The sequence below is a fragment of the Citrobacter sp. RHBSTW-00881 genome, assembly GCF_013728515.1.
GTDB classification, from domain to species: domain Bacteria; phylum Pseudomonadota; class Gammaproteobacteria; order Enterobacterales; family Enterobacteriaceae; genus Citrobacter; species Citrobacter braakii.
This window is the reverse complement of sequence record NZ_CP056269.1, coordinates 1951153-1975300: the sequence shown is the minus strand read 5'-3', so window position 1 is coordinate 1975300 and position 24148 is coordinate 1951153. Positions and strand designations below refer to the sequence as shown.

The following is a 24148-nucleotide window of genomic DNA, read 5'->3' as shown; positions in this document are numbered from 1 at the left end:
ACGACTATCTACGAGATGGGTGCGGAAGTGAGTTTCCGCCTCGCTTTAATCTGACGCTAAGATGCATTGTGTGGGATCTGGCCGAGATGGAAGAATGGTATCTGTCGAACATTCTGGCGATATCATGCAAGGAATCACCTTGCTTATATCTGTCCCAGATAATCGCTTTCTGTTCTGGCGTGTAGTTAATCCGAGTTCTTCGGTTCATGGCAACGTCCCCCTTGATTAAGATAGCGTTGCATCGACCCGCTAAACTCACAGCGAGCAGCGGACGTTGGCATGACTATCGACATCGTGGCGATTCATACCGTATTCATCCGGGATCAGTTCAACACGAGAGCGGAACTGAAGATATTTGATTTGCAGATCACGTGAATACATAATCTGAAAGTGTATTTTCTATCATTGCCTTACAACGAGAGAAAACGACAAGTCAAAAAGGATTCATGATGCTCAGCAACGAGTTTTTGCGCTTTTTCCAAACTTTAAACACAGCAGATGTACCCGGCGATGTCAGAAAAATGGCGAACCTAGTGTGGGATAATATGGATAGTATTATCCCTTTAGGTACCGCCCAGGGTCAGCGGATTAGGCGTATCGTTGAGCTGGCGCAGACCGGTTGGGATACCCTCAGTTTGGAAGTCCAGCCACTGCCTGAACAGAACTCCGAACGCGCCTCCACGTTCAGTCGGCTAAGAAGGCTGTCCGTTGGACCGTTCAGAGGATTTGCTAGACAGGAGGAATTTGATCTGGATTCGCGTCTGGTACTGATTTATGGGCCCAATGGTACTGGGAAGTCCAGTTTCTGCGAAGCACTTGAATATACATTACTGGGCAGCGTTGCTGAGGCTGAAAGTAAACGCTTTCGTAATCAAACCGACTATTTTAGGAACGCATACGCCAATCAGTTTTCTCCGCCTGTGATTACTGGTGTTGGAGCTCAAGGGCAGGATGTGGAGATTGAGGATAACGAAGTACAGCACCGCTTTTGCTTTGTTGAAAAAAACCGTATAGACAATTTTTCAAGAATTGCGGCGCTGGCCCCGGCAAGGCAGACCGAACTAATCTCAACGTTATTCGGGCTGGATGCATTCAATGATTTTGTCCGAAATTTTACTGCGGAGATTGATGCCAGATACATCGATCTTACAGGCGTGAAAGCCGCTCAACTGGCAGAAAAACGCCGCACACTCGATGGGGCCATCCAACAACTGGAAGCGGGTAAGGCGGATCTTGAAGAACTGACTTCTGAGGAACAGACGCTGGCTTCTGGTTACCGCGAGGGCCTTTCTTTTCATCAGATGATGATTGAATTAAAAGGGGATGAGCAAAATATCGGAGCCATCCAGCAGCTTGAGACAGAGTTACAGACACCTCTTCCGAACAAGAGTCACCTGACCTGTGCGATGTTGAAGGACTTAAGTGGCTCTGTTGAAACTGTATTGGCGGATCTGTATGGCAAACAGAAGCAACTGGCAGAAGCGAGTCTGCAGGTTTCGTTTAAAAGTTTATTCGAAGCAGTCGTCCAGTTACAGAGCACCAGCCCAGAACAGTGTCCTGCATGCCATACCCCACTCCAGCAAGTCACAAAAAACCCCTACAGACATGCTAGTGAGGAATTGCTGAAGCTTGAGTTTTTGTCAGCTTTACAGGGTGAAATAGCTCAGTTGGAACAATCAATCGGCCAGCAGATGTACCACGTCTCGCAAGTTGTCGGCATCTGTTGCCAGTTTCTTCCTCATGAAAATGTTCTCGAAAGATTCCGGGAAGACAATGGCATCGCTTTGTGGCGTGATCTGCATCAACCAGCAGACGATGGTATTACTCCCTGGTCTCTTCTGGAGAAACAGGTGATGCAGTTGGAAGAAGAAGATAAAAAAACAGAAGTAACTACTAAATTGCGAGAATCCCGGCAGCGTGATCTTGTGAGACTGCGTGAGTCAGAACGTCAGATAACAATATTACAGACAAGAAGAAGTGCGACAGAAAAGGCCATCGCGGCAGCTCAGTTGTTGATTGGTAACTTTGATAAGGAAAACAGGCAGCTTATTGAGGAGGTTGCACTTGAAGAATCCGTCGTGAGAAAAAACAGTGAAATATCAGTAGCCTATTCCCGGTTCGTATTGCAATTGAACGCCTATAAAGAGGGTTTGCCTCAGCAATTGGTTGCGAATCTCGGAGACGGCATTGTTACTCTGTACAACGCATTCAACCGTAATGACCCACCAGGAGAAAAGCTCGCTGGTATCAAACTCCCTCTGATGCAGAATCAGCGAATGGAGGTGGCATTCCAGAACAATCCAGCGCAATATTTTGATGCCCTGCATGTGCTCAGTGAGGGACATGTACGCTGCCTAGGGTTGGCTATTTTGTTGGCAAAAAACATCAGTGAGCAATGCCCACTGTTGATATTTGATGATCCGGTCAATGCTATCGATGACGATCACAGAGAATCTATTCGAAGAACGCTGTTTGAAGACGCCTTCTTTGCAGATAAGCAAATCATCCTAGCCTGCCACGGAGAAGAGTTCTTCAAAGACATACAGAATTTATTGCCAGCGCCAGTGGCTGCACAGTCCAGAACTTTCAGCTTCTTACCGCGTCTGGACGAATTGCATATCCGCGTGGATTTTAACTGTGCTCCTAGGAACTATATTCTTTCGGCGCGCAGCCATTATGGACGTAATGAAATCAGGGAAGCGTTGACTAAATGCAGGCAGTCACTTGAATCTTTGATGAAGGGGAAGGTCTGGCGTTATGTAAACAAGTACGGTGACGGTAACCTCAGTCTTAAACTTAGGTCAGCAACTGCACCTATTGAGTTACGTAATCTCTCAGATCAATTGAAAAAACAAATTGGTCGAGTCGATTTTAATGACCCAAATAAAAATACCGTGTTTTCTCCCATCGATGTTTTGACCGGCTTTAGCGGAGAATCACGTGAATGGCGATACCTTAATAAAGGTACGCATGATGAAAACGACAGGGCAGAATTTGACAGGGCAACTGTAGAAGCCATGATAGGTGCAATCGAGGCGCTCGATCAGGCCGTGGGTTAAGATTAATACTAAATCCCTCGTGTGATGTTGTTCTGCAGAGGTATAGCTATATGAAGTGGTCAATAAAAGTTGGCCACTTCATGAGGGGGCTTTTGAAACCACGATAGGTCCATTTCTGGTACGGAGCGGAGTTGCTAACGGCCCTCAAGGGTCGAAATGACCGAGGAGCGGAAGTTCGCATTTGTCATGACCACCGTGATGCAGGACTAACATTGGCGTGTGATAATCAACGGGGAGCAGGTCAAATGATCTGGTGTTCAGTAAATGAGGCTGTGTGCATGGCGATCTCCTCACAGGGATATAGCCAGTATGTTAGAAGATCTCCAAAAGTGAATAGGCCGTTTCAGCGAGATACTTACACAGCATCAAACGCTTGTTAACTAAGCAGTTAGCTCGCTTACTTTTTCGTTGTCGCTTTCTCTACTTGTAATAAAAAGGATAGACCTTGGGCTTTAGTATACGAAAGATCATCTATAGCATCAAAAACTGACTTCGAATCAGCACCCATTTTTTTTGCAACTGCTAATAAATTGTCAGGGGTAGGCATAGTATAAGCCTTCGCAACGTAAGGGAGCCAACTTAAAATCCTACCAAAAACATTATTTAGTAATTTTGAGTTACTTTTTTCTATACTTCGTTGTAACTCAAACACTGCCGGTTGTATTTGACTTTCGACAATAAACTTAGCTTCCCCTTTAATGTCCTCTATTGCCATATCTTCTTCTAAGGACTTTCGTAAATCACCTGATAGCTTTTGCAATGACATTCTAAATGGAACTAACGTATCTTTTAACTTTTCTCTAATCTCAAAAATTTCTTCAGGGTTAGCTGAGCTACAATCAGGTATAGCAATCTTCACGCATTCTTCAGCCAAAATACTTGTTAAGAACTTGACACTTCTTACCTTGTTAGATAATAGTGGGACAGATATCTCTGAGTTATCACTTACTAGTATTAATTCTTTTTCTTTTGCAAGGTTCATTGCTGTGGGAACAGTAGCCCACAATGTTTCAGTTTTTACCTCAGGAAATTCCTTTTGAAACTTATCAAATGCTACAATTGCAGGATCCTGCCTAAGAAATAATTTCATCAAATCAGAAATAGGAAGACCTTCACCAGTTATTTTATCTGTAAGCGTGGAGAAAAGACTTGCTAGCATATTTGGGTGAAAATGAATTGAGTCTCCAATAAAGCCTTTGTATCGCTGTATAAACTGATAAAATTCAATTACTTGAATTGTTTTATCATCCAGACTCCCACTTAAATTAGATTTCACTTCATCACGTGTGACTAAAAATTTTCTCTCACCATTCTTGGTAATTGATGATATTTCCGTACAGTCAGGTAAATTTTTAAAATAATCCGTAGGGTTTCTTGAGTCCGGAGCAAAAGTAACAAAATGTATCTCATCATAAATAAAAAGATATGTCATTAATGACCTTTGATCTTGAATATAGCTATTAGGGTAATAAATAGCTGAATAATTGCTCTTCACCAAATTCCCCTTCTGTCATTAATATAAATTTCACTTAGATTCTAGAGCTCAACCTAAAACTAATTTCCGTCTAACCTGCACCAGTCAACGCTTATTCGGCGGAAGAGCTATACTTAAATACTGGCTATTCCACCTTTGTAAGTTTAATGTATGGAACATTACATTATTTTTACACAACTTACAATAACTTATAGGTACAGCTTAAATTTGCTTAAGCGACAAATACAGGTTAATCCATCTAACCAACAATAGAGGCTTCCAGATAAAAACTGGATATAATTACAGCACTCATGGTTTGGCGAGCCCCCCTCTGTTACGGTAGTTGTCACCCCTATCGAAAACACGAATGACAAGATGGGAACAAACAGTGAAGCATATTTCACCAGAACGTAAATCAGCCGCCCTGGCTAAATTACTACCGCCCTGTAGTGCCATACCGAATTTAGTCACATAAATCCAGGTGTGGAATGTCCGTGTCTGGCACAGACCAGACTGCCAAGTATTTCCTTGGTATAGTTCCACTATCGGGACAGGATCAACAATGCCCTTATAGACATGATCTTAAACATATCGAGGTTCGCTCAAACCAGATTTATGTAACCAACAACTTTTGGTGGTCATTCTGGTGGTCTTGACAGAAAGGGGATTCAGGTTTAGCTTACTTATTAGCCACTTGTTGGCAAAGGCGATCCCAGTCAGAGGAGCCAAATTTAAGAAGCCCGCTTAAGGAAACTTAAGCGGGCTTTTTGCTTTTCACGTCTGTGTAAAAGCTGCCTCTATAAGCGCTCAGTCTGCCATAACTCCCCATTCCATGCCGCATCACATCGTTGATTAAAGTTGTGTAAATGTAAATCGTTTAAACTTTGCAATTATTGTAAGTGCTAGTGATTATCATTTATTGTACGCGAGCCAAAAGAACGAGCCCCGACTCGGTTCACTGTATGTTCCAATTACTCTGGGATAAAAACGATGAATGCTCTGACTCGCACCGGATTGCGCCGTATCACGCTTGCCTCTGCCCTCCTCTTCTCTGTCAGCCTGCCGGCTTTCGCTCAGGAAACGTTAACGCTTTACACCACCCGTGAACCGGGCCTGATCCAGCCTTTACTTGATAGCTGGACTAAAACCAGCGGTATCAAAGTAAGTACGGTCTATATCAAAGACGGTATGCTTGAGCGTGTTAAGGCTGAAGGCAAAAACTCCCCTGCCGACCTGCTGATGACCGTCGATGCCGGAAATCTCATCGATTTGGTTGAAGCCGGCGTCACCCAGCCGGTAGAGTCAGAAGCGCTGAAAGCCGCCATTCCGGCGAATCTGCGCGGTGCGGATAATCAGTGGTTTGCGCTTTCAATGCGCGCCCGCGTACTGTATGCCGAGAAGTCGCTGCCAATCGATAACTGGCATTACGAACAGCTCGCCAGCCCAGAATACAAAGGTAAAGTTTGTATTCGTTCCGGTCAGCACCCCTACAACACGGCGCTGATCGCCGCGATGATTGCCCATCATGGTGAAGCCAAAACCGAAGAATGGCTGCGCGGCGTGAAGGCTAACCTGGCGCGTAAAGCCACCGGCGGCGATCGCGATGTTGCCCGCGATATCCTCGGTGGAATTTGTGATATCGGCCTGGCAAACTCCTATTATGTCGGCCATATGAAAAACGCCAAAGAAGGCAGCGATGCTCGTCAGTGGGGCGATGCCATTAAAGTCGTTAAACCAACCTTTGAAAATGGCGGTACGCACGTCAACATCAGCGGCGCTGCCGTTGCCCGCTATGCGCCAAATAAAGCCGATGCCGTTAAGCTGATGGAATATCTGGTTTCCGCGCCTGCCCAGCAGCAGTATGCGAAAGCGAACTTCGAATATCCGGTACTGAAAGGCGTAACGCTTGACCCGGTCATTAGCGCCACAATCGGTGAAATCGACGTCGATAAAACACCGCTCACCGAGATCGTGAAGTATCGTAAACAAGCTAGTTTGCTGGTAGATAAAGTTGGATTCGATCAATAAACCGCTGCAGTTTCCGACGTTACGCGGCCTGGTTTCCGGGCCGCAGTCATTATTAACGCCGTTGCATCTTGGCGCGTTGTGCGTCGCGCTTGGCGTCCTGACCCCCATCGTTGCGCTGATCTGGCAGGCCACCCAGGCTGATTTATCCCACTGGGATAATCTTATGACATTTGTACTGCCTTCAGCGCTAAAAAACACCGTGCTGTTGCTAGCGGGTGTCGCGATAATGGTTGGCGTTATTGGCGTAGGCAGCGCATGGGCGGTAACGGCATGGGATTTCCCTGGGCGAAAAATTCTCAGTTGGGCGCTGCTGTTGCCGCTGGCAATGCCGACCTACATCGTTGCCTTCGCATGGCTCGATCTGCTGCATCCGATCGGCCCCCTGCAAACCTTTATCCGTTTCATACTGGGCTTTGACAGCCCGCGACAGTTCCGCCTGCCCGATTTACGTTCCCTTTCCGGCGCAATAATCTTGCTCGGATTAGTACTTTATCCTTACGTGTACCTGACAACCCGCGCCATGTTTATCAGCCAGCCGGCCCATCTGTTGGAAGCTGCACGTACGCTGGGATGCAGCGCAACCGGGACCTTTTTTCGTGTTGCACTCCCCATGGCACGCCCGGCACTGGCCGTCGGGATCAGTCTGGCGCTGCTGGAGACGCTTAACGATATTGGCGCGTCGGAATTTCTCGGGGTACAAACGTTAACCGTTACCGTATACACCACATGGATCTCTCGCTCTGATTTATCTGCCGCAGCGCAAATCGCCTGCATGATGCTGATGTTTATATTCTTTATTCTGACGCTGGAATTTTATGGCCGCAGAAAACAGGGATTCAGCAGCCGTAGCCTGCGGGAAATTCAACCCACCCGCGTGCAAGGCTGGCGTGGCTGGCTACTCGGTGTCGTTATTTCGCTGCCAGTTGTGCTGGGCTTTCTGGCCCCGGTGCTGTTTTTAATCTGGGAAAGCGCCAAACGTATAGGTGACGAGAGCCCTATATCCTCCTCGTTACTGTCTGCATTACAAAATACGCTATCACTGGCCGCGGGAACCACGTTGGTGGTGGTTTGCGTCAGTATGTTGGTGGCCTGGAGCGCGCGGCATAGCGCCGCAGACAACGCGATGCCAGGATTTCGCCGTGGTGTAATGCGTCTGGCTTCTTTAGGCTACGCGGTTCCCGGTACAATTCTGGCGATTGGTTTTTTAACCCCCGCCATGGCAGTCGACCGCTGGCTGGCAGATTTACTGGATGTTCGCGGCCTGCCGCTGATGTCTGCGGGGATCCTGCTGGTAATTTGTTGTGCCATGCGTTTCCAGGCGATTGCTATCGGCGCACTGGATTCCGGCCTGGGCCGCATTCCGCCTTCGCTGGAGCAGGCTTCTCGTCTGTTGGGTGAGAATGGTGCGAGCACATTTGCACGGGTTCATTTCCCATTGCTGCGCCCGGCGTTAGTGAGTAGCGCCCTGCTGGTTTTTGCCGATGCCATGAAAGAACTGCCAACAACGTTGCTGTTGCGCCCGGTAAACTTCGAAACGCTGGCAACGTTGCTGTATGCAGAAGCCGCCCGTGGAACCTATGAAGAAGGTGCTATCGCCGCGCTAATGATTGTTTTAGCTGGCACGCTACCGGTTATTTTGTTGGTGCGTCACCAGATGACTCGCCGTGGTTAAGAGAGTAACAATGTCAGAAATTGCATTACGACTCCAAGATGTGCACGTTGCCTACGGCAACAGCCAGCAATCGGTGCTGAGCGGGTTTTCAATGTCGGTACGTAAAGGAGAGATCGCTTGTTTACTGGGCGCTTCAGGTTGCGGAAAAACCACAGTGTTACGCGCAGTTGCCGGATTTGAACGGCTGCGAAGCGGAGAGATCTATGTGTCGCAGCGCCGCGTTGCCGGTTCCGGTGTTCATCTGCCGCCGGAAAAACGGCATGTCGGCATGGTCTTTCAGGAATATGCGTTATTCCCTCACCTGACGGCGCAACAAAACGTGGCCTTTGGGTTACGACGTATGCCGCGTGAGCAGCAGCAGGTCCGGGTGGCGGAGCTGTTAAAAATGGTGGAGTTGCACAGTCATGCCGACCGTTATCCGCATGAACTGTCCGGCGGTCAACAGCAGCGTATCGCTCTTGCGCGCGCGCTGGCGCCGCATCCGGAAATCCTGCTGCTCGATGAGCCTTTCTCCAGCCTTGATAAGCGCACGCGTGAGCGTCTTGGCAACGAGGTGCGGGATATTTTGCGTGCCGCCGGGCAAACGGCACTGCTGGTTACACACAGCGAACACGAGGCGCAGCTAATGGCGGACCATATTGGCGTGGTAAAAAAGGGACAATATCAAATTAAAAAAGCGACCCACCCAGACTAAAGGTCACAGGGTCGCCTTGAATATTAGTAATGGGTCTGAATCAGACTGATATTCACCGGCATGCCGGAGCGTCTTTCCAGTGCCTGATTTCCGCGACTCATATCCACGTCATTCCCGCTGATGAAGGTGCGCAGCGCGGGGGTGACTGGCAAGGGAACTTTTCTGTCAGACTCGTATTCCGACCGGTTTCGTGACAGTGGTTCATGCACTTCCACCCAGCGACTACCGTCCGGCTCTACGCTGTATTTCACCGGTCGGTCTATCAGTTGCACACGCGTCCCTACCGGTACGGTATCAAACAGATATTTAATGTCGTCATTACGTAAACGGATACACCCCTGACTTACCCGCAAACCAATACCGAAATTCGCATTTGTGCCATGAATGGCATAAAGCCTGCCGATATAAATCGCATACAGTCCCATCGGGTTATCTGGCCCGGCAGGAACAAACGCCGGCAGGCTTTCCCCACGCGCTGCGTATTCGCGCCGGGTATTCGGCGTAGGCGTCCAGCTTGGTGCTTCCTGCTTACGTTCTACCGCCGTCACCCAGTTACGCGGCGTTTCTCTGCCCGCCTGGCCAATGCCAATGGGTAAAACCTCAACCGTATTGCTGCCAGCGGGATAATAGTAAAGGCGCATTTCTGCGACGTTGATTACGATCCCCTCGCGTACAGTATCCGGTAATATCAGTTGCTGTGGCACAACCAGCGTCGAGCCAGACTTAGGCAGAAAAACATCCACGCCGGGATTGGCCTCCAGCATATTGCTCAACCCCTGTCCGTACTGCGCGGCAAAAGCTTCCAACGGCTGAGTGTTTCCTGAAGGTACCGTAATGGTCAAAGGGCTACCCACCAGGCGACTGCCTTCAGGCGGGAGCGGATAACTCACCGCCTGCGCGCTCTGACTCACGAGCAGCATAATGAGTGAACAAAGCAGTTTTACACGACGCATCTTTTTCCTTTCCTTCGCCGCAGCAGATATCCGTTAATTATAGCTTTTATTATCTGTTTTAGTGGGTTACGACTAAAATCTGCATAAAAAAACCCGCCATAAGGCGGGGTCAGGAACTCACGTAACTATGCTTCCTTACCATCCGGAAGCACAATGTTACTGGCGGCAAGCTGCCCCATGTTGTTGTACATTGCACAGGCGGCTTCAACAATCGGCATTGCCAGCGCGGCCCCGCTGCCTTCGCCCAAACGCATCCCCATATTGAGATACGGCTCCAGTTCAAGATGCGCCAGCGCGGTGCGAGCCCCCTTCTCGGCGGAGAAATGTGACGGGATCAGGTAAGGTTTAATCTGCGGCGCAATCTGGCAGGCCGCCAGCGCAGCGGAATAAGAGAGAAAACCGTCCAGCACGACCGGCAGGCCGCAGGAGGCCGCCCCCAACATCACACCCGCCATGCCGACCAGATCAAACCCGCCTACCTTAGCCAGCACATCGATACCGTCATTACGATCCGGTTGATTGACGGCAATTGCTCGCCGCACAACATCGACTTTATTGCCTACTCTTGAAAGCGGCAGGTTAGCGCCGATACCCACCACATCCTCGGCATCGCTGCCGGTCAGCACGCTGACGATTGCCGCCGCTGGTGTCGTATTTGCCATACCAAGTTCACCGACGCCAAACAGCGTTACGCCATCTTTGGCCAGCTCATGGGTATAGCGGATAACCTCCAGCAGCAGCTCCTCGGCCTGCGAACGACTCATTGCCGGGCCTTGTGCAATATTGCCGCAGCCGCGCGCCACACGCATATTCACCACGCCAGGGATAAGCTCAGCATCGATGCCGACATCAATCACATGTACCTTTGCCCCCGCCTGAGCGGCCAGCACACAAACGCCTGTCGTCCCACGCGTCATATTAGCAGCCTGAATAGCCGTGACGATTTTAGGCGAAACGGCAACCCCTTCATCCCATACACCGTGATCGGCGCACATCACCAGCATCGCTTTGCCATTCACATGCGGTACGCCCTTCAGACCCGGCATTCCGGCCAGTTGCACGGCGAGCGACTCGAGCCGACCAAGACTTCCTGGCGGTTTAAGCAAGCCATCGACATGCTGCTGTGCACGCAGCATCGCAGCACTATCAGGTGAAGGGATTGCGTGGAGTAAAGAGGTTAAAGTCTGCATAAGGGTTCCAGTATGTTGGCTGACTCAGAGCAGAGCCAGCAGGAAAATCAACTCGCCAAGTTCAATGGCAGCGCCCAGCGTATCGCCGGTTTGCCCACCCAACGTGCGTTTTAATAACTGCCCAAGAATAAAAATCGCCACCATCGTAACAACCAGCGCCGCCACGCCGCGCATGCCAGGAAGAAGCACGGCAGCCAGGATCGCCGCGAATCCCAACGTGACGCAGGTTTGACGCCCGGTGACTTTACCGATAAAGACGTTGCCCAGCCCTTCTTCGCGGGCGTAGCGATGTCGATACATCAGCAAAACAGCGGTACCCCGCCCGGCGACACAAGCGGCAGCAAGCGCCGCCAGCATCGGCGTGCCCCGCAAAGCCAGTTCGCTCACCACCAGCACTTTTGCCAGCAACACGAAAATTAACGCCAGTCCACCGTGAGTCCCCAGGCGGCTGTCACGCATGATTTCCAGCATCCGCTCGCGTCGACGGGCCGAAAAAATACCGTCACAGGTATCCGCCAGACCGTCGAGATGAAATCCCCCGGTCAATAACGCCAGCGTGAGGACTGCAAACAGGGCCGCCAACGGCACCCCACACCAGGGCTGCAGCGCCATAAAGACCAGCCCCGTCAACCCTCCCAGCACCACGCCAATTAGCGGGAACATCACAATGCCACGCGAATAGTGCTCGAAATCCAGTCCTTGCGACCAGCGAGCAGGAACGGGCAAGCGACTAATAAAAGAGAGCATTGCCCAGAACAACTTACTCATTTAATTTTGACTCCAATTCCTGATACCACCAGCCAGACCTCATCAGCCGCCGCCGCCAGTCGCTGGTTCACACGTCCTGCAATATCGCGAAAATGCCGTGCCAGACGGTTCTCCGGAACAATCCCCATTCCGACTTCGTTAGTGACCAGCACAACCCTGGCCGGACAGCGCTGACAGGCCGCAATCAGCGAACGAATTTCATCCTCAATAGATTGCTCCATCGCCGCGTAATCCCAGCTATCCGGGTCGCTGTCACCGCCCAGCGCAAACAGCAGGTTAGTCACCATCGTGGTGATGCACTCCAGCAGAATGGCTTCTTGTGGATCGTTTGCTGCCGTAATCAGTTCATCGAGATGTTGCCAGCGTTCGGCTGTACGCCAGTGCGCAGGACGTCCGTCACGATGATGCTGAATTCGCGCAGCCATCTCCTCATCAAAAATCTGCGAAGTCGCGATATACAAAACGTTTGGAGAGTCTGCGATCAGCGCTTCCGCATGCCGACTCTTGCCGCTTCGCGCGCCGCCAGTCACCAGAATCATCATACTGGCTCCCGGTGTTGCTGCATGATGGTATAAATTTTCTCAATATCGATGTGTTGCCGCATCGCATCCGCCAGCAGATCAAACTGCTGCGATTTATATTGCGCGTAATGGAAGGTGGAATCCAGCGGCGCTAACCCTTTACGTTCTCGCAGGCCATTAACCAGCGCACGGGTAAATTCATCGCTGTCGAACAGACCGTGAAGATAGGTGCCGAACGCCAGGCCATCGGCAGTGACCGCGCCATCAGCCACGTTACCGCCGTCTTTACGCAGCGTCATCACCGACCGGCATTCCTCGGTTAATGCCGTTTCGCCCATATGGATTTCATAACCGCGAACGGATAATCCCGCGGTACCCGCCAGCCAGTCCGGCAGCGAGGAGGACATTTGTCCCTCAACCAGGGTCGTGGTTTTATGCTGGGCAAAATGCGTTACGGTATTGAGCAAGCCCAGACCCGGCAACGTACCGAGTCCTGACTCAACTTCATCAATGATGGTTTCGCCGAGCATTTGATAGCCACCGCAAATCCCCACCACGGGTACGTTATTACGATGTAATTGCACCACGCCATGCGCCATCCCGCTTTCACGCAGCCACACCAGATCGCCCAGGGTGTTTTTGCTGCCGGGCAGAATCACCAGATCGGCCCCCGCCAACTCTTCAGGCTGGCGAACATAGCGCACGCGCACATCCGGCTGTGCGGCAAGCGCATTGAAATCAGTAAAGTTAGAAATGTGTGGTATCTGAACAACGGCGATATCGATGTCGCGTTTGTCTGTGCGCAAATATTTGCCCTTTTGCAGCGCAACGCCATCTTCATCTTCCAGGTCAACGTCCAGCCATGGCATGACGCCCAGGACCGGAACGCCGGTCAGCGCTTCAATTTGCTCAATCCCGGAATACAGCAACGCCACATCACCGCGAAACTTATTGATGATCACCCCTTTTACCCTGGCGCGTTCATGGTCGTGCAGTAGCGCCAGCGTGCCGTAAATGGAGGCAAACACCCCGCCGCGGTCGATATCCGCCACCAGAACGACAGGGCACTGCGCCATTTCAGCCATACCCATATTGACGATATCGCGATCGCGCAGGTTAATCTCAGCCGGGCTTCCCGCCCCTTCCAGTACCAGCACATCGAACTCCTGCGCCAGACTGTTATAAACAGACAGGATTTGATCCCGTAGTTTAGGTTTGTACTCGTGGTAGCTCACCGCATCCATATCGGTTGCCACTTTGCCCATCAGTACAACCTGCGCTTTACGATCGCTGGTCGGCTTAAGCAGCACCGGATTCATACGCACATCTGGCGTAATACCGGCGGCCTCAGCCTGAAAAATTTGCGCGCGGCCCATCTCTTTGCCCTCTGGCGTAATGCCAGAGTTCAGCGCCATGTTCTGCGATTTGAACGGTGCGGTACGCAGTCCATCCTGATAAAAAATTCGACACAGACCGGCGACCAACACGCTTTTACCTACATCAGATGCCGTTCCCTGCAACATTATTGCCTGCGTCATGACGCCTCCTTCAGTGCGTTCTCTCGCATACAGCTAAAAAATTCAGCCTCTGTTTTACACAGCGGGAAGCCCAGCTCGGTATGCAGCTTCACCAGCCAGGGCTGAGTTAATCCCGCTTGTTCAATAAGATCCGTCCGGGCAAACACATCACCCGGCGAGCCGTGCGTTAGCACTTCCCCCCGGCGTAAAACGTACACTGCATCGCTGACTTCATAGATAAGATCGATATCATGGCTGGAGATAACCACGTGGTTTCCTTGTGCTACGATGCGTTTGATTATCTCAATCATCTGCGTGCGGCCTGATGGGTCAAGGCCCGCAGTAGGTTCATCCAGTAGCAAATACTGCGCCTGCAACACCAACGCCCCGGCAATCGCCACACGTTTTTTTTGCCCGTGGCTTAAACACTGAATAGGCTGATGGCGAAAATGCTGGGCATCGACCAGCGTGAGCGCATCATCCACCCGGCGGGAGATTTCAGTCTCATCCACCCCAAGGTTGCGCAGGCTGAAGGCAATATCGCTGTCGATATCGGTATAAAAAATTTGCTGATCGGGATCCTGAAATACGGTTGCCACCTGCTGTCGCAGCGCCAGCAGGCCGCGCTTGCTGTAATCCAGCGGTTTGCCTTGCCACATCACCGCGCCTTCCTGCGGGCGCAGTAAACCACTCAGGTTCATAAACAGCGTGGATTTCCCGCAGCCATTAGCACCGACCAGCCCGGTGACGGCATGCGTTGAAAAGTCCAGCGTTAGCCCTTTGAGGATCGGGTCATCCTGATAGCGAAACCAAAGCGCTGAAGTGGCAAGCATACTTTTCCTTACAGGTGAAAATCACCCTGATACAGTTTGATATCCAGTGTGGTGGTCATTTGCTGGTAGCGGATCAACACGCGGGTAAACAGCAATCCCACCAGCATCGCCAGCGAGCGATAGCCCAACGGCAAGCTACGATAACCAAAACGTAGCGTTTGTGCGCGATGAATAGCCAGCGCCTCGTCTAACAGGATAAAAATAAAGCGCCAGGTTAGCAGGATCTGCTCAGTGAGCAGGCGAGGAACGTGCGCGCGTTTGAGTAAGATAATTAATTGCGGAAACGGCAGATTCAGGACCAGCCAGAACGTCGCCGCCAGCGCAGCCAGGCTGCGCCAGAAGGTTTCATTGGCTGTGACAAGCCCTGGCGCGCTAACGCCTAACCAATAGCTTCCAACGGGGATGCTGGCCAGCAGCGTCTGCGGATCGCGGCTAAAACTAAACAGAATGGTCACGACGCCGACCGTCAGAAAACCAAACGGTAATGCCATCCAGCGACACCAGCGCCAGAAGGAAATGCGCAGCAGCCAGCAGCTCAGCGCGGCAATCAGTAACAGCTCAATACCCTGCCCCAACGGGGGCAGAGTAAACGCCAGAATCATCATCATCAGCCAGAGCAGAAATTTCCGCACGGGTGAGACATGAAACCAGCGGCTTTGATAGCTAAGCCTGTCAAGCCCGGTCATCACGACGTTGCCTGCCCTTGGTGTAACCCAGAATGTAGAAAATCACGGCTGCGCCCAGCGATCCCTGGAGCGTAAACAGCAGGCTTTCAATCTCACCGCTTGCCGGTTCATACAACGGCTGGAACCACGGCTCATAATGTGGGGCAATTGCCTGAATCTGACTCTCCGCCTCACCGTCTGAGCCACCGTACTCTCCACCATGGTTGATAAAGAACGGCAGGATCACCAGCGCCACTACCATCCCTAACAAAATCAGCGTCTTTTTCATCGTTAATGTCCTTGAGCGGTAATCAACTGCCGTTTGGTTAACTGGTCATAAATCATTACGGTGAGCAGACCTTCCGCTATCGCAATTGGGATCTGCGTCAGGCAGAAAATCCCCATGAACTTGATGATTGAACCCGTAGCACCGGCGGATGGGTCCGGGAACGCCACGCCCAGTTGCACCGAGGTCACGAAATAGGTGACGAGATCCGCCAGCATCGCGCACAGGAAGACGCAAACATCACGACGCAACCCCGCACGGCAGGCCATTTTCCACACCATGTAACCCACCACCGGGCCAATCACCGCCATCGACATGCCGTTAGCGCCAAGCGTTGTCAAACCACCGTGCGCCAGTAACAGCGCCTGGAACAGCAGGACGATTGCCCCAAGGATTGCCACCACGCCCGGTCCAAACAGGATAACCGCCAGACCTACCCCGGTAGGGTGCGAGCAACTTCCGGTAACAGAAGGAATTTTCAGCGCCGACAGCACAAAAATAAACGCGCCGCACAGAGCCAGTAACACTTTTTGGTGACTATCTTCCTGCACGATTTGCCGCAGCCGCACCAGCCCGTACCACAGGCACGGTAAAAACAGCAGCCACCAGGCCAGCGCCCACATCGGTGGCAAGAAACCTTCCATTATGTGCATGGCGAACGCTTGTTCAGGAACAACCATCAGTAATAGCGCCGCAGCCAACCCGCTGAAAGACAGCTGTTTTAGCTGTTGTTCAAGCTTCATTGTGCATACTCCCACTGTTTATTGACCAGAATGGTCGAGAAATAAGGCAGCGGCTGATCGTCGCTCACCTCATCGAGATGACGCCAGCACTGTTCACCCGGCAGCGTGGCTTCAGACATCATCAATGCACAGCCCAACAAACCCTCTTGTTGCAGCAGCGCTTTGATGCGCGCAAAACGACCGTATACCTTCATCAGCACCAGACTGTCATGCTGCTTTAACGCCTGCTGGATTTCCGCTTCCGGCGCGGTACAGGAGACCACGGCCAGTGACTGTTGCTCCATGGCGAGCGGCGTTTTTGAACGCGCGGCAATCGCAGCGAAAGAGGTCACGCCCGGGACGATTTCTAACCAGTCAGGACAGCCAATACGCTGGAGTAAAAAAACCCAGGTGCTGAACAGCATGGCGTCGCCGAGTGTAATAAAGCCCACCTGCTTACCCGCTTCGACTTCCTGAACCAGCGCGGCCGCAACGTCATCCCATACTGCCTCTTTTTCGGCGCTGTCAGCACTCATAGGAAAATGGCAGCAGCGAACTTCGGTCTGCTCGCCGATATATTCACGTACGATCGACAGCGCCAGACTGTCGCCACCTTTACGCCCGGCGGGCGCATAGAGAATATCCAGCGTACCCAGCGTGCGTGCGGCCCGCACGGTGATAAGATCGGAAGCGCCCGGCCCGGTGCTTAATGCGTACAGTTTTCCGCTCATGCTGCTTCCTCCAGCGCCACATTAAGCGCCTGTTGTAAATGCGCCACGAACATAGCGCGAACCGCCGGATTCTCACCCAGACCACTGAGCCACGGCGTAGCCGGTATCCCAGCCGCATTGAACAATGTTTTCCACGAATCCTCTTCGTCAGAGGCCATATCATTGATGGCATGATCGCCAGCAACTAACATCAGCGGCATCAGATGCACCGCCGTCACCCCTTCCTGAGACAAACTTTCAATCAGCACATCGACTTCCGGGTAGCTTTCCACCGCCCCAACCCGCGCCGGGTAGCGCTGTGCCGTCATCATATGGTCGAGGCAGGCATAGGCGGCAAAGGCATGATGGCTGGCACCGTGTCCCATAAACACCACTTTTTCATTTTCGCCAAGCACCGGCATCTGCTGTTGCAGCGCCAGCATCAGCTGGGCGTAATCGTCATGGCTGCTCAGCAGCGGAACACCCAGCGTCAGGCGAGAAAAAAGCGGGCGCATGCTTTGCACTTCGCGGACAATTTTTTCGTATTCATCACCGTTGATAATGTGCAACGACTGAATAGCCACGTCCTGATACCCCTGCTCCGCCAGCTTTTGCAGCGCCTGCAGCGGCGTGTCGATCTCAATGCCGTCGCGCTGCTTGAGCTTGCGGATAATCATCCCGGAGGTAAACGCCCGAAACAGGTCGCGGTCAGGGCAACTGGCTGCGAGATCGCTCTCGCAAGCCACAATATTTTTCTCACAGGTGTCGTGATAGCTGGTGCCAAAGCTGACCACCAGAAGCGCCTTTTTCATCTCTAACTCCTTAAGCAGCGGCCAGCCAGCGCGTTAAACGCGCCCCAAAGGCGGCCTGACTTTCCAGTAACTCTTCTCCCGTCACCAACGGTGCCGGACGTGTAATCACGATGCAGGGGATACCAGCATCCAGACAGGGTTGAACTTTTTCCTGATAACCACCTTCCGCACCGGATGCCTTAGTGATCACCACATCAGCCTGACACTGGCGATAAAACGCAGCGTTGAACTCGGCGCTAAACGGCCCGCACAATGCAAAAATCTCACCGACGCCAAATCCCAGGTCCGCGCATTGCTGAATAACCTCGGGTACAGGCAGGACGCGCGCCAGCAGCGTTTTTTCAGGCAACCCTTCGCGCCAGATAGCCAGATCTTTACTACCGGTCGTCAGCAGCACGCGGTCACCGAAGCGGCGCGCAACCTCGCAGGCTTGCTGAATACTCTGTACGGTATAAAGCTGCGGATGGGTTAAACCGCTCAACTGCTCAGGACGTTGATAGCGGCTCAGCAGTACCCCCGCCGCTTCGCAGGCGTTCATGATGTTGCGGCTCACCACCTCGGCATACGGATGCGAGGCGTCTATCACCCAGCGCGTCTGATTTTCCTGTAGCCAGGCAATCATTTGTTCGCGCTCCAGACGCCCGCAGCGCACCTGACCTTTGATATCTCCCGCCAGCTGCTTCCCCGTTGGGGTCGCAACTGACAGGGTGTAGGCCACATTGGCTGCGTCCAGTTGCTGGCACAGCATGCGCGCATCGCTGGTACCGCCCATGACCAACACATCACCGTAATTCACAGCACATAACCTCGTGGCGTGATCATCAGGCCGTCCTGAACATAGGTTGTTTTGTTGCCAACGATCACAAGGCTGGTCATATCAACCGGTTCAAAGTCCATTTCACCCAGGGTGGTCAACCATTTTTCCTGTTTTTTACGTCCGGCTGACTTCACAATACCCACCGGCGTTTGCGCGCTCTTGCTGGCAGAAAGCAGCTCAAATGCGCGCGCCAGATGTCCTTCGCGACCCCGACTGCGCGGGTTGTAGAAACAGATTACAAAGTCTGCTTCGCCGGCAGCCACTATACGTTTTTCGATAACTGGCCACGGTGTTAACAGATCGCTCAAGCTGATGTGGCAGAAGTCGTGCATCAACGGCGCGCCCAGCAAAGAGGCGGCGGCAATGCTTGCCGTCATTCCTGGGATCAGCCTGACCTCAACGTCCAGCTTTTGCTTGCTGACAAGCTCAAGCACCAGCCCGGCCATACCGTAAATCCCTGCATCACCGCTGCTGATCAGCGCCACATTGTGACCTGCCTGCGCCAGTTCGATCGCCGCCTGGCAGCGTTCAATTTCTTTGCACATCCCGGTTTTGATCACCTGCTTGTCGCCAGTGAACGCTTTTACCAGGTGGGTGTAGGTTTTATAGCCAACGATGATTTCCGCTGCCTGCAATGCTTCAACGGCTTCCATGGTCATCATTGCCTGCGAGCCAGGGCCAATTCCAATTACGCTTAACATCAGTGTGAAACTCCCAAAGTGATAGTGACGCCCTGTTCTCGCAGGGTCTCGCCTAACAGTTTTCCGTGGCTCAGCAGCCAGGCTGCAGGACCGGAAACGCTTCCTGTACCCACCGTTTTGCGAACAAACGATGAGGCCGGGAAACGGTGTTCATGCTCACGCAGCGCGTCAGCAGTAAAGGTTTCGAAAGGAACGCGACAGCACGAAGCCAGTTGGATAAGTCCCTGTTCATCTTTTTTCAGCGTGATACTGCCAATCGCTTTAAGCGCCAGCGGATCGAGCTGCTGGGCTTCGAGTTGCCTGGCAAGCAGCGCGGCCAGCAACGGGAACGGCGTGTCACGACGACAACCAATTCCGGCCACAACACGTTGTGGCACCAGCTTCCAGTGCGGAACAGGCAGATCGGGTAAGTTGGTGCGTAAGGTGATACACACCAGCGCATCCAGTTCAGGAAGCTGATTGAGATCGGTTACCGTGATAAATCCGCGCCGGTCGCAATGACTGACATCCTGCGTCAGTTCATCATCCCACCACAGCCCCACCCGCTTATTACTGACCAGCATCTGATTAACGATCTTCACCGCCGAACGGAAATCACACATCCGGGCATTCAGTTGAAATGCCAGCGTATCCAGTGCCGCCATATCGTTGACATCCGTCGCCGTGGTGATCACCGGATCGGCGCCCAACATGCCCGCCAGATACCGCGCCAGCGCATTGGCACCGCCCGCGTGACCGGAGAGCAGGCTAATGACATGCTGGGCGCGTTCATCAATGACCACCACCGCCGGATCGCAAAATTTGTCGTTGACCAGCGGGGCCAGCACGCGCACCGCAATGCCGGTCGCACCGATAAAAATCAGCGCCGAGTAATTCGCAAACGCTTCGCGGGCGGTATTCGCAAAGCCGTTTTCGAAAGGAATAAATCCCTCCTCCAGCAGCTTTTCACTGGTAAAACAGGTGACCGGCAGCATGGCCGCCAGACGTTTTGCCAGCGTAACGCCTCCCGGGGTCAGGCAAAAAAGCGCAATTGACTCAGGCTTTACGGTATTCATGGCTAAAGTCCGCCGCATAGAGTTTGGAGTAGTGATACTCCGAGCCCAGGAAATTACCGACCAGAATAAGGGCCGTTTTACGGATGCCCGCATCACGAACCTTGTCGCCAATATCCGCCAGGGTACCGCGCACAGTCTGGCTTTCCGGCCAGGTTGCCTTGTAGATCACCGCCACGGGCGTGGTCGCCGGATAACCGCCTTCAATCAAACGCTCGGCCACACGATGAATACGCTGAACGGACAGATAAATCGCCATAGATGTCTGGTGACTGGCAAATGACTCCAGCTGTTCGCGCTCCGGCACCGGCGTGCGTCCTTCCAGGCGGGTAATGATCAGGCTCTGTGAGACCTCAGGCACGGTATACTCAACGCCCAACTCCGCCGCCGCACCAAGGAATGCACTGACACCCGGCACCACCTGCCAGTCAATCCCGCGTTTGGTCAGTTCCTCGCCCTGCTCGCGCACGGAACCGTACAGCGAAACATCGCCGGTTTGCAGACGCACCACGGTCTTACCCGCTTTCACTCCGGCTTCCATCAGATCAAGGATCTGCTCCAGATGCAGTTCAGCGCTGTCGTGGCATTCAGCACCAGCAGGACAATATTCCAGCAGTTCGGTGTTAATCAGCGATCCGGCGTAGATAACAACCTGCGCCTGCTGTAGCAACCGGTAACCTTTGAGGGTAATCAGCTCGCGATCGCCAGGACCTGCGCCAACAAACCACACGCTACGGGGATCAAAAATCTCAGACATGGTTTCCTTCCTTCTGACAGGCGATAACAAATACGGGGTTATTCGGTTTGAAATAGTGACCACTGCCAAGCGTGGTAAGCGAGGAAACCTGTAGCTGCAGGCAATCCACTCCCGGTACGCCAAGATGGTCCAGATGTGCCAGCGCGGTGTTGAGGTTTTCCTGGAGGATGAATGTCATCACCAGCCGCCCTGCGGGATGCAATTGACGCATTGACCAGTCAATCAGTTCAGTCAAATGGCCACCGCTGCCGCCCATGAAAATGGCATCGGCTTTTTCAGCGATGGTCATCGGCGCAACACCGGGAAAAATGTCGATGTTTGCACAGGCAAAATGCTGGCGGTTTTCATCCAGCAACCTGAGCGCCGCCGGGTTACGCTCGATTGCCGTCACGCGCAATCCAGGGTATTGCAGCGCGGCTTCTATCGACACGCTGCCGGTTCCCGCGCCAATATCAATCAGGTGACTGGCGCGGTGTAATTCAAGTTTTGAGAGGGCAAGTGCACGTACCGCTTCTTTGGTCATCGGCACTTTCTCTCCACGTAAAAACAGCTCATCTTTCATCAAGGATCACCACTGCATTCATGTCATAGTCGGCGTTAACTTCGTTCACAGGCAGGAAATGGATCCGTTCGTTTTCCATTGCCAGGTTTTCGCCAATCACCATCCAGCGATGTCCCTTGCCTCGTGCAATGAGCTGCTGCGCAATTTCACGCGGGCCGCACTGCGCATCTGTCACCATCGCCACCTTGTTATGTCGCGCCAGTTCATCGAAACAGACGCTGCGACCATGGCTACTGGTCAGCCACATATCGTTCATATCAATACCGGACTGCGCACACAGGTACTGCACCGCGCTAATACCGGGAATAATGCGCACATTTTCAATACCGAAATGCGCCACCATGCGCGTCCCGATGCCGTAAAACAGCGGATCGCCAGATGCCAGCACCACAACGCGTTGCTCCTGGTGCGCGCAAATCCAGTTCAAGAGTTCGAGAATATTGGCGCCGAGAACAAACTGTTCACCGGTAAAATCCGGGAATTGCTGCAAATGTCGCTTTCCACCGATCAGAACATCAGCCGTTGCGACCGCTTCGCGCGCCGCAGGCGTCATCAAATGCAAACCGGCTGGTCCCATCCCTACAACGGTTAACATTGCATCTCCTCAGCAATCTCTGCGACCGGGCGATTACTTCCAAGTACCTGATTATCAAAAGAGAACATGATGGCGTCACAGGTCGGGGGATTTTTGGTAAAGCGCAACGTTTGCAGGACGCGCATACAGATGCGCTTAGCCAGATGGTTGTAAATGTGCTGAAAACCGTATGCTTCTATGTGTTCCATCGCCGCCTCGGTGGTATCGCAGTCGCTGACCAGCGTGAGCAGTTCCAGCGGCGCACCCAGTAACGCGAGGTGGGCCACCAGCGTTTCCATGCGAGCATCGGCAATATGGCTGTGGGTATGAAAGATCCCCGCCGCAATTTTGACGAGCTTACCAGGGTGTCCCACCAGCACAATTTGTCGGAACCCCAGGCGTACGGCTTCTTCAATCATGTAGCCGACAAAATTGCTCATAGTGACCACAACCTGGGTGTCGATCCCCATCTGCTCACGCACAAAACGTTCGCCGTGGTTTCCTGGCACCAGTACGACACGCTCCAGCCCCGCCGCTCGCTTAATTTCCAGCTCCAGCGACAGTGAACGTTTCCAGCTTTCTTCTGACATCGGCGTGACGATCCCAGTCGTGCCAATGATCGAAATGCCGCCCAGAATGCCAAGGCGGGAGTTGTAGGTTTTTTGTGCCCGCTCTTCGCCTTCCGGCGCGAAAATTTCAATTTGCGCCCCACGATTCGGACCAATCGCCTCACGAACCGCAGACTCAATGGTCTGGCGAGGTGTGCGATTAATCGCCGAACTGCCCACCGGCAGGCCGATCCCTTTGCGGGTTACCGTGCCGACGCCTTCCCCGCCCTGAAGGGTTATCTCTTTGCTATCGTTTAACGTCACGCGGGCAAAAATCAGCATGCCGTGGGTGGCATCCACATCATCGCCACCGTCTTTGCGGATGGCGGCTATCGCCTGCTGTCCTTCGATATGCGGCGACTCTACGTTCAGACACAGCGTCACACCTGATGGCGTCACGATAGAAACCTGGTGGATCAGGTGCTGGCGCAATACCATCAGCGCCGCCACTTTTGCCGCCGCCGTCGCGCACGATCCCGTGGTATATCCTTTACGCAGCGCTTTACCGTTGTGCCACACAGGCGTATCGAAGGACTCGCTCATCGCGCCCCCTGCATGTGATAAAGCATGGCGTTGACGATCGCGGCGGCGACGTTACTTCCCCCTTTACGACCTAACGCAGCAATGGCGGGTAGATTGCTTTGGGTCAGTGCATCTTTCGACTCTTCTGCACCGACGAACCCAACCGGTACGCCAACGACACCACTGACGGCCACATCATGCTCAAGCAGGCGGAACAGCGCTGTCGGCGCGTTGCCAAAAACAAACAGCTTTTCACCCTCTTCCTTCACCGCAATGTCAACGGCCGCCATTGACCGGGTAATGCCCTGCTCTTTTGCCGTCCGCACGACCCGCGGGTCGCTGATGTAGCAGCGGCATTCGCCACCGAATTTTGCCAGCAGCGTTTTATTAATCCCGGAAAGGGCCATAGTGGTATCGGTATAAATCACGCTCGAACGGCTAAGCGCCGCACAGAACTGCTCCAGCACATCACTGGAAAACCACAGAATGTCCAGCCAGTCGAAATCCGCTGTCGTGTGAATGACCCGCTTGATAATGGCTTCATGTAACGGGCTGGCAAACTGATAGTCCGGGCGGGTTTCACGGATGATCTCGCCAATAATGTCGAAACTTTTGGCCTCAATCGCCTGGGGTTGCTGGATATATTGCATT

Annotated in this window: 25 protein-coding genes and 1 pseudogene; 4 read left to right on the top strand and 22 right to left on the bottom strand. The window is 52.7% G+C overall.

What is annotated here, in order from left to right; all coding sequences use genetic code 11:
• Window positions 1–70: 70 nt before the first annotated feature.
• Window positions 71–208, bottom strand: a pseudogene (locus HV311_RS27970) (IS30 family transposase); the annotation flags it as partial.
• A 47-nt stretch (window positions 209–255) separates the two neighbouring features.
• A complete protein-coding gene (locus tag HV311_RS27965; RefSeq protein ID WP_263448772.1) occupies window positions 256–381 on the bottom strand; it encodes a hypothetical protein in 126 nt (41 codons plus the stop codon).
• Window positions 382–446: 65 nt separating this feature from the next.
• Between HV311_RS27965 and HV311_RS09270 the strand changes: the two genes are divergently transcribed.
• Window positions 447–3059, top strand: a complete 2613-nt coding sequence (locus HV311_RS09270; protein ID WP_326928885.1) for an AAA family ATPase — start codon at window positions 447–449, stop codon at window positions 3057–3059.
• 397 nt (window positions 3060–3456) lie between these two features.
• On the opposite strand, the gene HV311_RS09265 is transcribed toward HV311_RS09270, so the two are convergent.
• Entirely contained in the window at window positions 3457–4554 is a 1098-nt protein-coding gene (locus HV311_RS09265; protein WP_097734766.1) for a hypothetical protein, read from the bottom strand.
• Window positions 4555–5523: 969 nt separating this feature from the next.
• On the opposite strand from HV311_RS09265, the gene HV311_RS09260 reads away from it, so the two are divergent.
• The 3 genes from HV311_RS09260 to HV311_RS09250 are packed head-to-tail and all read left to right on the top strand — an operon-like array spanning window position 5524 to window position 8927.
• Window positions 5524–6561 (top strand): extracellular solute-binding protein, encoded by a 1038-nt coding sequence (locus tag HV311_RS09260; protein ID WP_047499042.1) that lies wholly within the window; start codon window positions 5524–5526, stop codon window positions 6559–6561.
• A complete protein-coding gene (locus tag HV311_RS09255) occupies window positions 6545–8233 on the top strand; it encodes an ABC transporter permease (RefSeq protein WP_191221007.1) in 1689 nt (562 codons plus the stop codon). Before HV311_RS09260 ends, HV311_RS09255 begins: the two co-directional genes overlap by 17 nt.
• Before the next feature lie 10 nt (window positions 8234–8243).
• A complete protein-coding gene (locus HV311_RS09250; RefSeq protein WP_141875378.1) occupies window positions 8244–8927 on the top strand; it encodes an ABC transporter ATP-binding protein in 684 nt (227 codons plus the stop codon).
• A gap of 23 nt (window positions 8928–8950) precedes the next feature.
• On the opposite strand, the gene ldtA is transcribed toward HV311_RS09250, so the two are convergent.
• The 19 genes from ldtA to HV311_RS09155 all read right to left on the bottom strand — a co-directional run bounded on the left by ldtA (window position 8951) and on the right by HV311_RS09155 (window position 24147).
• The gene (gene ldtA, locus HV311_RS09245) at window positions 8951–9880 is read right to left on the bottom strand and encodes a L,D-transpeptidase (protein WP_016153509.1); all 930 of its coding nucleotides are present in this window, start codon (window positions 9878–9880) and stop codon (window positions 8951–8953) included.
• A gap of 125 nt (window positions 9881–10005) precedes the next feature.
• Window positions 10006–11070, bottom strand: coding sequence for a nicotinate-nucleotide--dimethylbenzimidazole phosphoribosyltransferase (cobT, locus tag HV311_RS09240; protein WP_016156857.1), 1065 nt, complete (start codon window positions 11068–11070; stop codon window positions 10006–10008).
• Between the two features lie 24 nt (window positions 11071–11094).
• Window positions 11095–11838, bottom strand: coding sequence for an adenosylcobinamide-GDP ribazoletransferase (gene cobS, locus HV311_RS09235; protein ID WP_016153511.1), 744 nt, complete (start codon window positions 11836–11838; stop codon window positions 11095–11097).
• Complete coding sequence (gene cobU / locus HV311_RS09230) at window positions 11835–12380, bottom strand: bifunctional adenosylcobinamide kinase/adenosylcobinamide-phosphate guanylyltransferase (protein WP_016153512.1); 546 nt, start codon at window positions 12378–12380, stop codon at window positions 11835–11837. Before cobU ends, cobS begins: the two co-directional genes overlap by 4 nt.
• Window positions 12377–13897 (bottom strand): cobyric acid synthase, encoded by a 1521-nt coding sequence (locus HV311_RS09225; protein WP_047357945.1) that lies wholly within the window; start codon window positions 13895–13897, stop codon window positions 12377–12379. Before HV311_RS09225 ends, cobU begins: the two co-directional genes overlap by 4 nt.
• Window positions 13894–14709, bottom strand: a complete 816-nt coding sequence (locus HV311_RS09220; protein WP_016153514.1) for an energy-coupling factor ABC transporter ATP-binding protein — start codon at window positions 14707–14709, stop codon at window positions 13894–13896. The genes HV311_RS09225 and HV311_RS09220 overlap by 4 nt, the downstream gene beginning before the upstream one ends.
• Before the next feature lie 8 nt (window positions 14710–14717).
• Window positions 14718–15395, bottom strand: coding sequence for an energy-coupling factor ABC transporter transmembrane protein (locus tag HV311_RS09215; RefSeq protein ID WP_016156861.1), 678 nt, complete (start codon window positions 15393–15395; stop codon window positions 14718–14720).
• A complete protein-coding gene (locus tag HV311_RS09210) occupies window positions 15382–15663 on the bottom strand; it encodes an energy-coupling factor ABC transporter substrate-binding protein (RefSeq protein WP_006683999.1) in 282 nt (93 codons plus the stop codon). The genes HV311_RS09215 and HV311_RS09210 overlap by 14 nt, the downstream gene beginning before the upstream one ends.
• Window positions 15664–15665: 2 nt before the next feature.
• Window positions 15666–16403 (bottom strand): cobalt ECF transporter S component CbiM, encoded by a 738-nt coding sequence (gene cbiM / locus HV311_RS09205; protein ID WP_016153516.1) that lies wholly within the window; start codon window positions 16401–16403, stop codon window positions 15666–15668.
• Window positions 16400–17113, bottom strand: coding sequence for a cobalt-factor II C(20)-methyltransferase (locus HV311_RS09200; protein WP_016156863.1), 714 nt, complete (start codon window positions 17111–17113; stop codon window positions 16400–16402). Before HV311_RS09200 ends, cbiM begins: the two co-directional genes overlap by 4 nt.
• Window positions 17110–17904: a sirohydrochlorin cobaltochelatase gene (cbiK, locus tag HV311_RS09195; RefSeq protein ID WP_019077091.1), complete on the bottom strand. Its 795-nt coding sequence runs from the start codon at window positions 17902–17904 to the stop codon at window positions 17110–17112. Before cbiK ends, HV311_RS09200 begins: the two co-directional genes overlap by 4 nt.
• Window positions 17905–17914: 10 nt before the next feature.
• On the bottom strand, window positions 17915–18700 hold the full coding sequence (locus HV311_RS09190; RefSeq protein WP_047357942.1) for a cobalt-precorrin-6A reductase: 786 nt from the start codon (window positions 18698–18700) through the stop codon (window positions 17915–17917).
• The gene (locus HV311_RS09185) at window positions 18697–19422 is read right to left on the bottom strand and encodes a precorrin-3B C(17)-methyltransferase (RefSeq protein ID WP_003030278.1); all 726 of its coding nucleotides are present in this window, start codon (window positions 19420–19422) and stop codon (window positions 18697–18699) included. The genes HV311_RS09190 and HV311_RS09185 overlap by 4 nt, the downstream gene beginning before the upstream one ends.
• Window positions 19422–20477 (bottom strand): cobalt-precorrin 5A hydrolase, encoded by a 1056-nt coding sequence (gene cbiG / locus HV311_RS09180; RefSeq protein ID WP_016156866.1) that lies wholly within the window; start codon window positions 20475–20477, stop codon window positions 19422–19424. The genes HV311_RS09185 and cbiG overlap by 1 nt, the downstream gene beginning before the upstream one ends.
• Window positions 20458–21231, bottom strand: a complete 774-nt coding sequence (locus HV311_RS09175) for a cobalt-precorrin-4 methyltransferase (protein WP_003030275.1) — start codon at window positions 21229–21231, stop codon at window positions 20458–20460. The genes cbiG and HV311_RS09175 overlap by 20 nt, the downstream gene beginning before the upstream one ends.
• Window positions 21224–21793, bottom strand: coding sequence for a decarboxylating cobalt-precorrin-6B (C(15))-methyltransferase (locus HV311_RS09170; protein WP_016153521.1), 570 nt, complete (start codon window positions 21791–21793; stop codon window positions 21224–21226). Before HV311_RS09170 ends, HV311_RS09175 begins: the two co-directional genes overlap by 8 nt.
• Window positions 21783–22388: a cobalt-precorrin-7 (C(5))-methyltransferase gene (locus tag HV311_RS09165; RefSeq protein WP_191221006.1), complete on the bottom strand. Its 606-nt coding sequence runs from the start codon at window positions 22386–22388 to the stop codon at window positions 21783–21785. Before HV311_RS09165 ends, HV311_RS09170 begins: the two co-directional genes overlap by 11 nt.
• On the bottom strand, window positions 22382–23518 hold the full coding sequence (gene cbiD, locus HV311_RS09160) for a cobalt-precorrin-5B (C(1))-methyltransferase CbiD (RefSeq protein WP_016153523.1): 1137 nt from the start codon (window positions 23516–23518) through the stop codon (window positions 22382–22384). Before cbiD ends, HV311_RS09165 begins: the two co-directional genes overlap by 7 nt.
• Window positions 23515–24147 (bottom strand): cobalt-precorrin-8 methylmutase, encoded by a 633-nt coding sequence (locus HV311_RS09155; protein ID WP_008785140.1) that lies wholly within the window; start codon window positions 24145–24147, stop codon window positions 23515–23517. The genes cbiD and HV311_RS09155 overlap by 4 nt, the downstream gene beginning before the upstream one ends.
• Window position 24148: the final 1 nt, after the last annotated feature.

Bases quoted from the DNA above. Each gene is read 5' to 3' on its own strand.
- HV311_RS27965 (WP_263448772.1), bottom strand. From the start codon at position 381: ATGTATTCACGTGATCTGCAAATCAAATATCTTCAGTTCCGCTCTCGT.
- HV311_RS09270 (WP_326928885.1), top strand. From the start codon at position 447: ATGATGCTCAGCAACGAGTTTTTGCGCTTTTTCCAAACTTTAAACACA.
- HV311_RS09260 (WP_047499042.1), top strand. From the start codon at position 5,524: ATGAATGCTCTGACTCGCACCGGATTGCGCCGTATCACGCTTGCCTCT.
- HV311_RS09250 (WP_141875378.1), top strand. From the start codon at position 8,244: ATGTCAGAAATTGCATTACGACTCCAAGATGTGCACGTTGCCTACGGC.
- ldtA (WP_016153509.1), bottom strand. From the start codon at position 9,880: ATGCGTCGTGTAAAACTGCTTTGTTCACTCATTATGCTGCTCGTGAGT.
- cobT (WP_016156857.1), bottom strand. From the start codon at position 11,070: ATGCAGACTTTAACCTCTTTACTCCACGCAATCCCTTCACCTGATAGT.
- cobS (WP_016153511.1), bottom strand. From the start codon at position 11,838: ATGAGTAAGTTGTTCTGGGCAATGCTCTCTTTTATTAGTCGCTTGCCC.
- cobU (WP_016153512.1), bottom strand. From the start codon at position 12,380: ATGATGATTCTGGTGACTGGCGGCGCGCGAAGCGGCAAGAGTCGGCAT.
- HV311_RS09225 (WP_047357945.1), bottom strand. From the start codon at position 13,897: ATGACGCAGGCAATAATGTTGCAGGGAACGGCATCTGATGTAGGTAAA.
- HV311_RS09220 (WP_016153514.1), bottom strand. From the start codon at position 14,709: ATGCTTGCCACTTCAGCGCTTTGGTTTCGCTATCAGGATGACCCGATC.
- HV311_RS09215 (WP_016156861.1), bottom strand. From the start codon at position 15,395: ATGACCGGGCTTGACAGGCTTAGCTATCAAAGCCGCTGGTTTCATGTC.
- HV311_RS09210 (WP_006683999.1), bottom strand. From the start codon at position 15,663: ATGAAAAAGACGCTGATTTTGTTAGGGATGGTAGTGGCGCTGGTGATC.
- cbiM (WP_016153516.1), bottom strand. From the start codon at position 16,403: ATGAAGCTTGAACAACAGCTAAAACAGCTGTCTTTCAGCGGGTTGGCT.
- HV311_RS09200 (WP_016156863.1), bottom strand. From the start codon at position 17,113: ATGAGCGGAAAACTGTACGCATTAAGCACCGGGCCGGGCGCTTCCGAT.
- cbiK (WP_019077091.1), bottom strand. From the start codon at position 17,904: ATGAAAAAGGCGCTTCTGGTGGTCAGCTTTGGCACCAGCTATCACGAC.
- HV311_RS09185 (WP_003030278.1), bottom strand. From the start codon at position 19,422: ATGTTAAGCGTAATTGGAATTGGCCCTGGCTCGCAGGCAATGATGACC.
- cbiG (WP_016156866.1), bottom strand. From the start codon at position 20,477: ATGAATACCGTAAAGCCTGAGTCAATTGCGCTTTTTTGCCTGACCCCG.
- HV311_RS09175 (WP_003030275.1), bottom strand. From the start codon at position 21,231: ATGTCTGAGATTTTTGATCCCCGTAGCGTGTGGTTTGTTGGCGCAGGT.
- HV311_RS09170 (WP_016153521.1), bottom strand. From the start codon at position 21,793: ATGAAAGATGAGCTGTTTTTACGTGGAGAGAAAGTGCCGATGACCAAA.
- HV311_RS09165 (WP_191221006.1), bottom strand. From the start codon at position 22,388: ATGTTAACCGTTGTAGGGATGGGACCAGCCGGTTTGCATTTGATGACG.
- cbiD (WP_016153523.1), bottom strand. From the start codon at position 23,518: ATGAGCGAGTCCTTCGATACGCCTGTGTGGCACAACGGTAAAGCGCTG.
- HV311_RS09155 (WP_008785140.1), bottom strand. From the start codon at position 24,147: ATGCAATATATCCAGCAACCCCAGGCGATTGAGGCCAAAAGTTTCGAC.